The sequence below is a fragment of the Allobosea sp. Root381 genome, from assembly GCF_001429395.1.
Lineage (GTDB): Bacteria > Pseudomonadota > Alphaproteobacteria > Rhizobiales > Beijerinckiaceae > Allobosea.
The window spans coordinates 106,226-119,880 of the sequence record NZ_LMJT01000003.1 but is presented as its reverse complement, the minus strand read 5'-3'; the positions used below and the strand labels follow the sequence as shown (position 1 = coordinate 119,880).

The 13,655-nt window shown below is 67.2% G+C and carries 10 protein-coding genes; 6 read left to right on the top strand and 4 right to left on the bottom strand.

The features are described 5' to 3' along the window. The first annotated feature begins 97 nt into the window (after window positions 1-97). The 4 genes from pal to ftsH all read left to right on the top strand — a co-directional run bounded on the left by pal (window position 98) and on the right by ftsH (window position 4,775). Window positions 98-613, top strand: a complete 516-nt coding sequence (gene pal, locus ASE63_RS04790) for a peptidoglycan-associated lipoprotein Pal (RefSeq protein ID WP_056797693.1) — start codon at window positions 98-100, stop codon at window positions 611-613. A 129-nt stretch (window positions 614-742) separates the two neighbouring features. Next, on the top strand, window positions 743-1,687 hold the full coding sequence (ybgF, locus tag ASE63_RS04785; RefSeq protein WP_082609683.1) for a tol-pal system protein YbgF: 945 nt from the start codon (window positions 743-745) through the stop codon (window positions 1,685-1,687). Further along, window positions 1,684-2,739 (top strand): tRNA lysidine(34) synthetase TilS, encoded by a 1,056-nt coding sequence (tilS, locus tag ASE63_RS04780; protein ID WP_056797354.1) that lies wholly within the window; start codon window positions 1,684-1,686, stop codon window positions 2,737-2,739. The genes ybgF and tilS overlap by 4 nt, the downstream gene beginning before the upstream one ends. 110 nt (window positions 2,740-2,849) lie before the next feature. After that, window positions 2,850-4,775, top strand: a complete 1,926-nt coding sequence (ftsH, locus tag ASE63_RS04775; protein ID WP_056797352.1) for an ATP-dependent zinc metalloprotease FtsH — start codon at window positions 2,850-2,852, stop codon at window positions 4,773-4,775. 171 nt (window positions 4,776-4,946) lie between these two features. Here the strand turns inward: ftsH and ASE63_RS04770 are convergent, their stop codons facing one another. Both ASE63_RS04770 and ASE63_RS04765 read right to left on the bottom strand, forming a co-directional pair. Next, window positions 4,947-6,713 carry a sensor domain-containing diguanylate cyclase gene (locus ASE63_RS04770; RefSeq protein WP_056797349.1) on the bottom strand — a complete coding sequence of 589 codons (1,767 nt, stop codon included), beginning with the start codon at window positions 6,711-6,713 and terminating at the stop codon, window positions 4,947-4,949. Between the two features lie 107 nt (window positions 6,714-6,820). Next, the gene (locus ASE63_RS04765; protein WP_056797347.1) at window positions 6,821-8,494 is read right to left on the bottom strand and encodes a formate--tetrahydrofolate ligase; all 1,674 of its coding nucleotides are present in this window, start codon (window positions 8,492-8,494) and stop codon (window positions 6,821-6,823) included. A 293-nt stretch (window positions 8,495-8,787) separates the two neighbouring features. On the opposite strand from ASE63_RS04765, the gene ASE63_RS04760 reads away from it, so the two are divergent. After that, window positions 8,788-10,296, top strand: coding sequence for an HWE histidine kinase domain-containing protein (locus ASE63_RS04760; protein WP_162261720.1), 1,509 nt, complete (start codon window positions 8,788-8,790; stop codon window positions 10,294-10,296). Between the two features lie 31 nt (window positions 10,297-10,327). Here ASE63_RS04760 and ASE63_RS04755 read toward each other — a convergent pair whose 3' ends face one another. Then, complete coding sequence (locus tag ASE63_RS04755; protein ID WP_056797342.1) at window positions 10,328-11,014, bottom strand: glutathione S-transferase N-terminal domain-containing protein; 687 nt, start codon at window positions 11,012-11,014, stop codon at window positions 10,328-10,330. Window positions 11,015-11,188: 174 nt separating this feature from the next. On the opposite strand from ASE63_RS04755, the gene gpmI reads away from it, so the two are divergent. Beyond that, the gene (gene gpmI / locus ASE63_RS04750; RefSeq protein WP_056797688.1) at window positions 11,189-12,706 is read left to right on the top strand and encodes a 2,3-bisphosphoglycerate-independent phosphoglycerate mutase; all 1,518 of its coding nucleotides are present in this window, start codon (window positions 11,189-11,191) and stop codon (window positions 12,704-12,706) included. Between the two features lie 83 nt (window positions 12,707-12,789). Here gpmI and ASE63_RS04745 read toward each other — a convergent pair whose 3' ends face one another. Further along, window positions 12,790-13,647 carry an outer membrane beta-barrel protein gene (locus ASE63_RS04745; protein ID WP_056797340.1) on the bottom strand — a complete coding sequence of 286 codons (858 nt, stop codon included), beginning with the start codon at window positions 13,645-13,647 and terminating at the stop codon, window positions 12,790-12,792. Window positions 13,648-13,655: the final 8 nt, after the last annotated feature.

Genomic DNA, 13,655 nt, shown 5'->3' with positions numbered 1-13,655 from the left:
GCAAGGTCTCGTTTAGGTTGACGCTTCATTGATGGGACGACGCGAGGCCGTTCCTGAAGCGGACGCCAGACAATCTGCTTGCCGGAGTTTTGCCATGATGACCACTCTCTTCGCCAGCGGCCGTACCGTCCGCTTCGCCGCAGCCCTCGCCGCGACGCTGGCGCTCGGTGCCTGCGCCAAGGACCAGAATGCCGATGGTGCGGGCGGCTTCGGCGCCGGCGGCGCAGCGACGCCGGGCTCGGCCCAGGACTTTGTCGTCAATGTCGGCGACCGGGTCTTCTTCGAGACCGATTCGACCGACCTGACACCGACCGCGGTCTCGACGCTGGACAAGCAGTCGGCCTGGCTGCAGCGCTTCCCGCGCTATACCTTCACCATCGAAGGCCATGCCGACGAGCGCGGCACGCGCGAATACAACTACTCGCTCTCGGCCCGCCGCGCCCAGACGGTGCGCGACTACCTGACCTCGCGCGGCATCCAGGGCAACCGCATGCGCGTCGTCTCCTACGGCAAGGAGCGGCCGGTCGCGGTTTGCAACGACATCTCCTGCTGGTCGCAGAACCGCCGCGTGGTGACGGTGCTCGACGGCGCGGCTCCCGGCGGCGGCGTCTGATCCGCAATCCTTCACGATAACTTCGACGAGCCGGCGCTTCCCTCACGGAAGTCGCCGGCTCTTTCATATTTTGGCCGTGGTCGTGGCATGTTATAGCGCTGCCCCCATGCTCAACCGCGGTTTTTGATGATGCTTCGCCAACCTCGCCTCGACGGCAGGATCCGTTCCAGCCTCGCAGCGCTCGCCTTCGGTACGGCGCTCGCCTGCATGGGCCTGCCCGCCAAGGCGCAGGACGCCGCCGATCTCGTCGTGCGGACGTCGCGGATGGAGAACCAGATCCGCCAGCTTTCCGGCCAGATCGAGCAGTTGCAGTTCGAGAACCGGCGCCTGAGCGATCAGCTCCGCAAGTTCCAGGAAGATGTCGATTTCCGCTTGAACGAGCGCGGCGGCGGGCGTTCGGGGGCCGCGGCCCCAAGTAACGCCGCTCCGCCGGCCGCTGGTGGTGCTCCGCGCCAGCAGCAGCCCCAGCGGCGCAGCGAGGCGTCGGATCCCGCCATGCAGCAGGGCGCGGCCGGCGGGCCACGTCAACTCGACGGCGGCATCGGCGGCATCATCGAGGACGAATTCGCCGGCAACGCCGGCGGCCAGGGGCCGCTGGACTTGCAGGGCGTCGGCCGTGTCGTGCCGCAGAACGGGTTGCCGACACCGCCGCAGCGCGGGCCGAGCGTGGCGGCGGCCAGCGGCCCGGCGACGGCGAAGGAGGCGTATGACGTCGCCTATGCCTCGCTGCTGCGCAAGGAATACGAGCAGGCCGAGATGGGCTTCCGGCAGTTCCTGCAAAGCTATCCACGCGATCGTCTCGCCGTCGACGCGACCTACTGGCTTGGCGAAAGCTATCTCCAGCGCAAGCGCTACCGCGAGGCGGCCGAACAGTTCCTCAAGGTCAGCAGCGATGCGCCGCGCTCCAACAAGGCGCCCGAGAGCCTGCTGCGCCTCGGCATCGCCCTGAACGGCCTGGGCGCCAAGGAACAGGCCTGCGCCACCTACGCCAAGGTCGGCGTCGAGTATCCGTCCGCGCCGAATTCGGTCCGGCAGGGGATCGAGCGCGAGCGGCGGCGTTCCGGCTGCGCGTGAGCGCGGTCTTCCAGAGTTTTCCAGACCATCCTCCGCTCGGCGGCCGTGAGGCCGTCGCGCTGTTCGCAGGCCTTGCCGGCGAGGCGAGGCTGCTCGTCGCCGTTTCCGGCGGGCCGGATTCGGTCGCGCTGCTCGCGTTGCTCGCCGAATGGGCGCGGGAGACGTCGCGGCCGGCGCTCCATGCCGCGACGGTCGATCACGGGCTGCGGCCCGAGTCCGGTGAAGAAGCGGCGGGCGTGGCCGCTCTCGTCGCCAGGCTCGGCGTGCAGCACAGCATCCTGCGCTGGGATGACCCCAAGCCGACGACAGGCCTGCAGGAGCGGGCGCGCGCCGCCCGCTATGCGCTCCTGGCGCAGGAGGCGCAGCGGCTCGGCGGCGCCGTACTGGTTACCGCCCATACACAGGATGACCAGGCCGAGACATTGCTGATGCGGCTCGCGCGTGGTTCCGGGCCGGCGGGGCTGGCGGGGATGCGCGAGCGGATCGAGAAAAATGGGATGCCGCTGGCGCGGCCGTTTCTCGGCGTCCCGAAGGCGCGGCTGGTCGCGACGGTGCAGGCGAGGGGGCTGCCCTTCGTCGCCGATCCGAGCAATGGTGACCGGCGCTTCGAGCGCGTGCGCTGGCGCATGCTTATGCCGACGCTGGCCGATGCGGGGCTCGGCGCCGAGCGGCTGGCATTCTTCGCGCGGCGGATGGCCAGGCTGGACGAGGCCGTGGCGCGGCGGGCACAGGTTCTGCTGGCGGAACTGCGTCTGCCGGCGCTCGGCGCGCCGGTGCTGCGCCTGCGGTTCGACGCGCTGCTGGCGGAACCGGAGGAGATCGTGCTCCGTGTCGTCGCGCAGGCACTGCAGGAGATCGGCGGGGATGCCGGGGCCGCGACCCGGCTGGAGCGGCTAGAGGCCTGTGTCGATGCGCTGCGCGGTGCAGCGCTGGCAGGGGCGCCCATCGCACGGACATTGTCCGGCTGCATCCTTGCGCTAGGGCCCGATGCCGTGCTGGCGCTCCGGCGGGAAGGGCCGCGCAGACGCGGTGTTCACCCTGCGGCGTCATAGGAGATCGCGTGGTTTCTGTTTCCCTTGGCAAGGGCCCCTGCCGCACCTAGATTAGTCGGGCAAACTCTCGGCCTCTTCCGGTTGGACCGGCGGGCCTGATCGGACTGGTGATGAATCCGAATTTCCGCAATTTCGCCCTCTGGGTGGTGATCTTCCTGCTGGTCCTGGCGCTCGTGACGCTTTTCCAAAGCCCGAGCCAGCGCGCCAGCACGAACGAGATCCCCTACAGCCAGCTCATCAACGAGTCCGAGGCCGGGCGCATCTCGAACGTCGTGGTCGCGGGGCAGGAGATTTCCGGCACCTTCTCGGATGGCCGCAGCTTCGTGACCTATGCGCCTTATGGCGACCCGGCGTTGCTGAAGACCCTCGCCCAGAAGGGCGTCCAGGTCTCCGCCCGCGCCCCGGCCGAGGGCACGCCCTGGTTCATGGCACTGCTCGTCAACTCGCTGCCCTTCGTCATCTTCATCGGCCTGTGGATTTTCATGTCCCGCCAGATGCAGAACGGCGCCGGCCGCGCCATGGGCTTCGGTAAGTCGAAGGCCAAGCTCCTGACCGAGGCGCATGGCCGCGTCACCTTCGAGGATGTCGCCGGCATCGACGAGGCCAAGGAAGATCTGACCGAGATCGTCGAGTTCCTGCGCGATCCGCAGAAGTTCCAGCGGCTGGGTGGGCGCATCCCGCGCGGCGTGCTGCTCGTCGGCCCTCCCGGCACCGGCAAGACCCTGACCGCGCGCGCCGTCGCCGGCGAAGCGAACGTGCCGTTCTTCACGATCTCGGGTTCGGACTTCGTCGAGATGTTCGTCGGCGTCGGCGCCAGCCGCGTCCGCGACATGTTCGAGCAGGCCAAGAAGAACTCGCCCTGCATCATCTTCATCGACGAAATCGACGCTGTCGGCCGTCATCGCGGCGCCGGCCTCGGCGGCGGCAATGACGAGCGCGAGCAGACGCTGAACCAGCTGCTCGTCGAAATGGACGGCTTCGAGCCGAACGAAGGCGTGATCATCATCGCCGCCACCAACCGGCCGGACGTGCTCGACCCCGCGCTGCTGCGTCCGGGCCGCTTCGACCGCCAGATCGTGGTGCCGAACCCGGACGTCGCCGGCCGCGAGAAGATCCTCAAGGTCCATGTCCGCAAGGTGCCGATGGCGCCGGATGTCGATCTCCGCGTGCTCGCCCGCGGCACGCCTGGCTTCTCCGGCGCCGACCTGATGAACCTCGTCAACGAGGCTGCCCTGCTGGCGGCGCGGCGCGGCAAGCGCATGGTGACCCATGCCGAGTTCGAGGACGCCAAGGACAAGGTCATGATGGGCGCCGAGCGCAAGTCGATGGCGATGTCCGAGGAAGAGAAGAAGCTCACCGCCTATCACGAGGCCGGCCACGCCATCGTCGGCCTGTATGTCCCGGCCGGTATTCCGGTGCACAAGGCGACGATCATCCCGCGCGGCCGTGCGCTCGGCATGGTCAAGTTCCTGCCCGAGGGCGACCGCTACTCGATGAAGTACAAGGAGTTCACCTCGCAGCTCGCGGTCGCCATGGGCGGGCGCGTGGCGGAAGAGATCACCTTCGGCCGGGAGAACATCACCTCCGGCGCCACCGGCGACATCCAGCAGGCGACCAAGATGGCCAAGGCCATGGTCACGCAGATGGGCTACTCGGACGAGCTCGGCATGGTCGCCTATGGCGACAACCAGGAGGAGGTCTTCCTCGGCATGTCGATGGGCCGCAGCCAGAGCGTCTCCGAGTCGACGGCGCAGAAGATCGACGCCGAGGTCAAGAAACTGGTCGATACCGGCTACCAGGACGCCAAGAAGATCCTCACCGAGCATCACGACGAGTTCGTGAATGTCGCCGAGGCTCTGCTCGAGTTCGAGACGCTGACTGGTGAGGAGATCCGTGACCTGATCGCCGGCAAACGCCCCTCGCGCGATCTCGACGATACCCCGTCCACGCCGCGCGGCTCGGCTGTCCCGAGCGCCGGCAAGGGCCGCAAGCGCGACGAGCCGGATGCCGGGCTGGAGCCGCAGCCGCAGGCCTGAAGGGTTCACCGGCCTACATATCGAAATCGAAACGGGCGCCTTGCAAAGGCGCCCGTTTTCGTTCGGCGGCTGGAGGGCAACCGGCGGCGAAACCGCCGCGTCATCCCGACGCCGTCATTCCGGACGAGCCGCGCTTCGGCCGCTCGGGATGACGGTGAGGCTTCCGAGAACTTACCGGAGCCTGCGAATCCGAGTTGGCGGCGCGGCCTTGGCTGAAGCGTGGACGACGAAGCGGTCGCGTCCCGCCTGCTTGGCGTCATAGAGCGCCGCATCGGCATGGCTCGTCGCGGCGGTGAGCGTTTCGGCGGGATGGACGAGGCAGGCGCCGATGCTGACGGCGATGGCGCACGAGACGCCCTGCGCCAGCATGACCGGGTGCTCGCGCAGCGCTGCGATGATCTTGGCCGAGACCGCTTCGAGCGCCTCGGGGCTGGCGTCGCCGAGCAGGACGAGGAATTCGTCGCCGCCCCAGCGCGCGCAGATGTCATAGCTGCGCAGCAATCCGGTAAGCCGCTCGGCGACGGTCACGATGACCTGGTCGCCGGCGTGATGGCCATACGCGTCGTTGATGGGCTTGAAGTTGTCGATGTCGATCAGCAGCAACCCGAGGGGGTGCCCCGAGCGTCCCGACCGGTTCTGCTCGATCGCGAAGTGCCGTTCGAAGCCACGGCGGTTGAGGATGCCGGTCAGCGGGTCGTGATGGGCGAGCTGCTCGAGCGTCCGCGTCCGCTCCTGGACCATGTGCTCGAGGCGGTCGGTGTTGTCGCCAACCGCCTTTGCCATTTCGCCGAAGGCGCGCGAGAGCCTGCCGATTTCGTCATTGGCCGGATCGACCGCGACTTCGCCGAAGCGACCTGCCTGGACGCGGGCGACGCCCGTCTCCATGCGTGCAAGGCGATCCAGCACGCTGCGTTTGAACAACAGCGTCATCAGCCCGGCGGCCGCCAGCAGCATGGCCGCGAGCAGCAGTGCGATCGGCAAGAACAGGCGCCGATCGATGATCTGGTCGATGTCCATGATGGTGACGTTGTACCAGCCGAGCCGATCGAGATAGCCGACGCCGACGAGCGCATTGTGCCCGTTGACCTGCATGAAGCGCGATTGGACGAGGACGCCGCCCGCTGAAACCTCCTTCATCATCTCGGCGAGGGCGGCGCGGTCCCGCTCGCGGTCCAGCTGCAGGAAGATCGTCTTCTTCGCCTTGATGTCCTTGGTCAGGCTGTGGAAGTCGACGAGCTTCGGATCGCGATGCGCCTGAACCGCGCCGGTGCGGTCGACGAACATGCTCTGCACGCCGGTCTGGGGGATATCGACGACTTCGCTGATGAACTGGCTGAGGTCGACGCCGGTCCCGATCACGCCGAGAACCTGCTCGCCGCGGCGGATGACGCAGTTGATCCAGACCTTGGTCACCCTCAGGTTGTCGTCGTGATCGACATTGAGGTGGCAGCCGGAGCCAAAGGCCGCCGTCTTGTAGTACCAGCCGTCGCGCGGGTTATCGCGCGAGAGGGTGTAGCGCCTGCGGGCCTGTTCGTAGCTGTTGGCCTTATCGTTGAAGTAGTAGTTGCCCGAGCCGGCGAGGACGACGAAGTAGCTCTGGTCCTTGAACGAGACGCGGTAATGCTCCAGCTCGGCCAGGCCGCGTTCCATCTTCGTGGCGTTGGCCTCGTCCTGCGCCCATTCGAGGATTGCCGGCGAGCGCGCGACGGTCTCGGCCAGCGAAACCTCGCGCATCAGCGATTCGAGTCCGCGATAGCGGTCGAACAGAATCTGCTTTTCGGCAAACAGCGTGCCGAGCTGCACGACCGCGCTGTCGACGAGCCAGACGAAGCTTGCCGCCGCGGGAACCACGATGGCGGCCAGGATGGCGAGCATCGAGCCCAGCACCCTGGCCTTGAGGCTGCGCGGCAGCAGCTTGGTTCCTGTCGCGGATTCCATGCCTGCGTGGTCTCCTCGGGCCGGCGGCCGCTGGAAACAGCCGAGCCCAGGCCTCAATCCTGTCGGTCAGGGCTTAACAATCCCGCAAGGGCGTCCGGAGGCAATCGTCAGAACAACCCCTCGATGCGCCCCTGCCCGTCGATGTGGATGCGCTCGGCGGCAGGCACGCGCGGCAGGCCGGGCATCGTCATGATGTCCCCGCAGATGGCCACCGCGAAGCCGGCTCCGGCCGAAAGCCTGAGCTCGCGCACGGAAACGACATGGCCGGACGGCGCACCCCGCAGGTTCGGATCGGCCGAGAAGGAATACTGCGTCTTCGCCACGCAGACCGGCAGGCGGCCATGGCCGGCCGCTTCGAGCTCCGCGAAGCGGGCCTTGACCTTGTGGTCGGCGGAGATGCCCTCTGCGCCGTAGATCTCGCGGGCGATGGTCTCGAGCTTCTCCCAGAGCGACATCGTGTCCGGATAGAGCGGCTCGAAATCGGCCTCGCCACTTTCCGCCAGGGCGACGACCCGCCGCGCCAGTTCCTCGGTGCCGGCGCCGCCATCGGCCCAATGCCGGCAGATCACCGCCTCGACCCCGAGATGGTTGCGGCAGTAGTTCGCGATCAGCTCGTGCTCGGCCTGGGTGTCGCTGGCGAAGTGGTTGATCGCCACGATCGGCGGCACGCCGAACTTGCGGATATTGCCGACATGCCGGGCGAGATTGGCGAGGCCGCCATGGAGCGCCCCGAGGTCCTCCTGGCCGAGCGCGTCCTTGGCCGCGCCGCCATGCATCTTGAGCGCCCGCACCGTCGCCACGACGACGGCGGCGGCCGGCTTGAGGCCGCTCTTGCGGCATTTGATGTCGAAGAACTTCTCGGCGCCGAGATCGGCCCCGAAGCCGGCCTCGGTGACCGTGTAATCGGCGAGCTTCAGCGCGGCGCGTGTCGCGATGACCGAGTTGCAGCCATGGGCGATGTTGGCGAAGGGGCCGCCATGGACGAAGGCGGGGGTGCCTTCCAGCGTCTGCACCAGGTTGGGCATCAGCGCGTCCTTGAGCAGGACGCTCATCGCACCGGTGGCCTTCAGGTCGCTCGCCGTGATCGCATGCTTGTCGCGCGTGCGGCCGACGACGATCTTGCCGAGCCGTGCTTCCAGATCGGCGAAATCGCTCGCCAGGCAGAAGATCGCCATCACCTCCGAGGCGACGGTGATGTCGAAGCCGTCCTCCCGGGGGAAGCCGTTACTGGCGCCGCCGAGCGAGGAGACGATCGAGCGCAGGGAGCGATCGTTCATGTCCATCACCCGCCTCCAGGTGATGTTGCGGCTGTCGAGCCGGAGCCCGTTGCCCCAGTAGACATGGTTGTCGACCATCGCCGCGAGCAGGTTGTGGGCGCTGGTGATGGCGTGGAAATCGCCGGTGAAATGCAGGTTGATCTGCTCCATCGGCACGACCTGGGCATGGCCGCCGCCGGCGGCGCCGCCCTTCATGCCGAAGCTCGGGCCGAGCGAGGGCTCGCGCAGCGCGATCATGCAGTTCTTGCCGATGCGCGTCAGACCGTCGCCGAGCCCGACCGTCGTGGTCGTCTTGCCTTCACCTGCCGGAGTAGGGCTGATCGCGGTGACGAGGATCAGCTTCCCATCCGGTCGGGAGGCGAAATCCGGGATCTCATGCGTGTCGACCTTGGCGATGAACTTGCCGAAGGGGTGGAGGGCTGCTTCCGGAATGCCGGCCCGACTGGCCACCTCCGCGATCGGCTGAAGTTTCGCCGCGCGCGCGATCTCGATATCGGTCGCCATCCATATCCCTCTTCGTCGCCCGTTTACCGGTACTGTCTCTGTGGAATCGTCTGCGGACACTGCCGGGAAAGGGCGCCTTCGGCTACAGCTTTCGAAGCGGCCCGTGGCGCCGGCGCCGACTTTCGCAGCGACGGCGAATGTGTCATTTGATGTGTGTCCTGTCGGACTGGCCTGCTAGTGCTGCCATCCGCGAGCGTCGATTCAGCGTTGCTCGCATAGCATGGACTGGGCAGATCTGTATGGGCTGGCCTAGAACGGGACGTGCATTGACGGTCGGCTCGGGGGAAACGGCCTTGGCTAAGCGGTTGTGGCCCGTCGGCGGCGGCGAGGTCGGGGCTATTCTGCGGAGCTGGCGCGGAACCGAGACCGCGCTGGGCCTGCCTGCGGAGTGGCCGGAGCGGCTGAAGTCCGCCCTGCAGATCGTTCTCGCTTCGCCCACGCCGATGGTGCTGTTCTGGGGCGAAACCGGCATCCTCCTATACAACGACGCCTATGCGGTGATCGCGGGCGCCAAGCACCCGCGGATCCTGGGGCAGGGCCTGTACCAAGCCTGGCCCGAAGTGCGGGAACTGCATCAGAAGGTGATGCACACCGTATTCGGCGGCGGCGAGCCTCTTTCCTATCGCGATCTGTCGCTTGTCCTCCACCGCAACGGCGCGGCGGAAGATGTCTGGCTGAATGTCGACTACAGCCCGGTCTGCGACGACGATGGCATGGTTCTCGCCGTGCTCGCGGTTGTCATCGAGACGACGACGCTTGTCGGCGCATTGCGCGAGCGCACCGCGGCGGAGCGCGCCCTGCGTCAGCGTGAGCAGGAGCTCGCGCAGGTCCAGAAGATCGGCAAGGTCGGCGGTCTCGAGGTCGATCTCCGCGAAGGATTCCAGAACAAGCGTTCGCCGGAATACCTGATGATCCACGGGCTGCCCCCGGAGGCGGTGAACGAGAGCCATGAGGATTGGGTGCGCCGCGTCCATCCGCATGATCGCGCGATGGTCGAGAGCCATTTCCGCGCGACGGTCGTGGGGGCGGCCTGCGACTACCAGATCGAGTACCGGATCATCCGTCCGTCGGACGGAGCGGTGCGCTGGATTTCGGCGATCGCGCAGATCGAACGCGACGAGAGCGGCAAGGCGCTCCGGTTGGTCGGGGCGCATCTCGACATCACCGAGCGCAAGGAAGCCGAGGCTCATTTGCGCCTGCTGATGCAGGAACTGGCGCATCGGGTGAAGAACACGCTGGCCATGATCCAGGCAATCGCCTCGCAGACCCTGCGTGGTGCGACCTCGCTGGAGGCCGCCAATGAGGGCTTCAGCTCGCGCCTGGCGGCGCTGTCGCGGGCCCATGACCTGCTCATCGCCGGCCATGCGGCCAACGCCCGGATGGTGGATGTCGCGAATAGCGTTGTCGGAATCCAGGGCGATCCGGCGCGGTTCGAGATCGGCGGGCCGGAGGTCGTGCTCGGCCCGAAGCCGGCCCTGGCCCTGACGCTGATGCTGCACGAACTGGCGACCAATGCGGTCAAGTATGGCTCGTTCTCGAACCAGCGCGGCACCGTCGCCCTTTCATGGCGCGTCGACGACATCGAGGGTTCGCCCCAGTTCCGCCTGCGCTGGCAGGAGAGCGGCGGCCCACCGGTGGTCGCTCCCTCTCGGCGCGGCTTCGGCTCGCGCCTGATCGAGCGCAGCTTTCCGGCCGAGGCGAGGGCGGAGAGCGCCTATCTGCCGACGGGCCTCGTCTTCACGCTCGACGCTCCGCTCGAGGCGCTGACGGGCGGCCATGGCGAGAACGGCGATCTGGGCTGAATTCCGCGAACCGGCTCCGCCATGACCGGGCTCAGCCGGCAGGCTGGGCGTTCTGCGGGAAAAGGAACCGGCGTGCCTCCGCGTCGAAATCTGCCTTGAAGGCGTAGGCGTCCTTGAGCGCGACGGCGCGCTGGGCGGCCGGCCGGGCCGAGATCTCGTCGAGATGGCGCTTCACATGCGCGAACATCTCGACCCATCGCTCGCCGACGGCGAAGCCGAGGCGTGTCGCCCAGCCCCAGACCGACATGTCGATCAGTGTGTAGCGGTCGCCCAGCATGTAGCGGTGCTTCGCGAGCTGCGCGTCGATGATGCCCCAATGCCGCTCGGCCTCATGCGTGTAGCGGTTGATGGCGTAGGGGATCTTCTCCGGCGCGAAGCGGCTGAAATGTACGGCCTGTCCGCAATAGGGGCCGATGCCGGTGGCGACGAACATCAGCCAGGAGAGCATCTCGCCGCGCGCCTTCGGCGTGTCCTCGGGCAGGAACTTTCCGGATTTCTCGGCGAGGTAGAGCAGGATCGCGTTGCTGTCGAATATGGTGACGTCGCCATCGGTCAGCGCCGGCGTCTTGGCGTTGGGGTTGATTGCGAGGAACTCCGGCTTGAACTGCTCGCCCTTGCGCGTATCGACAGGAACCATCTCGTAGGGCAGCCCGGCCTCCTCGAGGAAGAGGGCGATCTTGGCCGGGTTCGGCGAGGGGTGATAGTAGAACCTGATCACGCGCTGACCTCCATCGCTCGACGCGTCTGAAACGATTCCTCAGCTTAGGCCGGGCCATGGCGGCTTGCCCATCGGGATTTCGTTATCGGTGACGAGCGAGCGGCGCAGCGCGCACCTCGCCGGCCGTCGCTGTCGTGGCAGCGGATGGCCAGCGCCCTCGTGACCAAGGACGACATGATGCCGACACGCCCCGTGATGCTGATGATCCTCGATGGCTGGGGCTGGCGCGAGGAGAGCGAGAACAATGCGGTGCGGCTGGCCCACACCCCCAATTTCGACCGGCTCTGGGCCAGTTCGCCACGCGCCTTTCTGAAGACCTCGGGGCTGGATGTCGGCCTGCCGCCGGGCCAGATGGGCAACTCCGAGGTCGGTCACCTGAATCTTGGCGCAGGCCGCGTGGTGATGCAGGACCTGCCGCGGGTCAACCAGGCGATCGAGGACGGCTCGATCGAACAGGCGCTGGCGGCGTCGGGGCTGGTCGCGGCGCTGAAGGCCAGCGGCGGCGCCTGTCATCTGCTCGGCCTCGTCTCGCCCGGCGGCGTCCACGCCCATCAGGACCATGCGGTGGCGCTGGCGCATATCCTCACCGAGCAGGGGATTCCCGTGCGCGTCCATATCTTCACCGATGGGCGCGACACGCCGCCGCGATCCGCCGCCGGCTATATCCGGGACTTCATCGCCGCGCTGCCGCCGCAGGCGGTGATCGCGACCTTGTCCGGCCGCTATTTCGCGATGGATCGCGACAATCGCTGGGAGCGCGTCGAGCAGGCCTGGCAGGCAATGGTGCTGGGAGCGGGGCATGTCTTTCCGGATACGGCGTCGGCAATCGCGAGCGCCTATGCCGACGGCGTCAACGACGAGTTCATCGAGCCGGCGGTGATCGGCGGCTATGCCGGCATGCACGATGGCGACGGGCTGCTGAGCTTCAACTTCCGCTCCGACCGCATCCGCGAAATCCTCGATGCGGTGCTGTTTCCGGACTTTACCGGTTTCATGCGGCCCCGCCGGCCGGCGTTGGTGCGGGCGGTCAGCATGACCTCCTACAGCGCCGAACTGGACAGGGTCATGCCGGCGCTGTTCTCAGCCCAGACGCTCGCCAACGGGCTCGGCGAGACGGTCGCCAAGGCGGGGCTAGCGCAGGTCCACATGGCCGAGACGGAGAAGTATCCGCACGTCACCTATTTCTTCAACGGCGGGGAGGAGACGCCCTATCCGCGTGAGGACCGGATCCTGGTGCCGTCGCCGAAGGTCGCGACCTATGATCTGCAGCCGGAGATGTCGGCGCGCGAACTGACCGACCGCGCCGTCTTGGCGATCGAGTCCGGTCGCTACGATCTCGTCGTGTTGAACTTCGCCAATCCCGACATGGTCGGCCATACCGGCGTGCTGGCTGCGGCCATCAAGGCGGTCGAGACGGTCGATGCCGGGCTCGGGCGCATCGCGGATGCGATCTCGCATGCCGGGGGCGCGCTGCTGGTTACGGCCGACCACGGCAATTGCGAGTTGATGGTCGATCCCGTCACGGGCACGCCGCACACTGCGCACACGACCTACCCGGTCCCGGTGATGGTCGTCGGCAGCCAGGCCGCGGCGCTCGCGGATGGACGCCTCGCCGATGTCGCACCGACGCTGCTTGCGCTTCTCGGGCTGGCGCAGCCGGCGGAGATGACGGGCCGCTCGCTGCTACGCTGAGCGAACCCCGCATATGAGAACGGCGCGGACCGAAGTCCGCGCCGTTCTCATTGGGTAAGCCGGATGGCTCAGTACTCGATCTCTCAGTACTTGCGCACCACGGGAGCGTAGGCGATCGGCTGCTGGACCGGGCCGCAGCAATCCGGATCGCCGAAGTTCCAGCGCATGCCGATCTTGATGTCGTGGCTATCGATGTCTTTCGCCTTCAGCGGCGCGTAGTTCTCGAGGCGGAACGCGTTCTGAATGCGCCCGGACTGGGCATCGCCGAGATTGAGATAGCGATAGCCGATCTCGAGCGTGAGGTTCTTGTTCACCTCATAGCCGACGCCGGCCATCAGCGCCCAGGCGACGTTCGACTTGGTGCCGCTGCCGGCGTAACCCAGCGACGAGCCGCCCAGCGAGCCAGAGAGCACTCCCTGATCCGTCAGCCCGGTGATCCGGTTGGTCGCGTAGCCGATGCCGGCACCGATATACGGCGTCAGGCAGTTCCAGGTCCCGAGGTCGATATAGCCATTGAACAGGGCGACCATGGAGGAGAGGTTGCCCTTGTAGGTATTGCTGAGCTGGGCAATTCCGCCATTGGCGGCGAAATCGACCCTGTCGTTCACGCCGATCTGGCCATTGCCTCGATATTCGAGCGTGCCGTCGAAGCGGAGCCAGTTGTTGAAGCGATAACCCACGCCCACGCCCGCGAAGAAGGTGTCGCTGGAGCTCTTGCCGAAGAACTGGCCATTGGCCGCCACGACTTCCTGCTGGGTGTACTTGCCGACGCTCTGTATGCCGACGCCGATGTCGCCGCGCAGGTAGATGCCGCTGCTGATCGTGCCCTTCAGGACGGGCGGCTCCGGGGGAGGCGGTGCGTAGGCAAGGTCCGCGGCGGTGGCGGCGGACGCGACGAGCGCCAGGGCGCCTGCCAGCGCAAGAGTTTTCAGGCTGCTCATGGCAGTGC

What these genes read in the sequence shown, in the direction of transcription:
- pal (WP_056797693.1), top strand. Translation starts at nt 98, where the DNA reads ATGACCACTCTCTTCGCCAGCGGCCGTACCGTCCGCTTCGCCGCAGCC.
- ftsH (WP_056797352.1), top strand. Translation starts at nt 2,850, where the DNA reads ATGAATCCGAATTTCCGCAATTTCGCCCTCTGGGTGGTGATCTTCCTG.
- ASE63_RS04745 (WP_056797340.1), bottom strand. Translation starts at nt 13,647, where the DNA reads ATGAGCAGCCTGAAAACTCTTGCGCTGGCAGGCGCCCTGGCGCTCGTC.
- gpmI (WP_056797688.1), top strand. Translation starts at nt 11,189, where the DNA reads ATGATGCCGACACGCCCCGTGATGCTGATGATCCTCGATGGCTGGGGC.
- ASE63_RS04765 (WP_056797347.1), bottom strand. Translation starts at nt 8,494, where the DNA reads ATGGCGACCGATATCGAGATCGCGCGCGCGGCGAAACTTCAGCCGATC.
- ybgF (WP_082609683.1), top strand. Translation starts at nt 743, where the DNA reads ATGCTTCGCCAACCTCGCCTCGACGGCAGGATCCGTTCCAGCCTCGCA.
- ASE63_RS04770 (WP_056797349.1), bottom strand. Translation starts at nt 6,713, where the DNA reads ATGGAATCCGCGACAGGAACCAAGCTGCTGCCGCGCAGCCTCAAGGCC.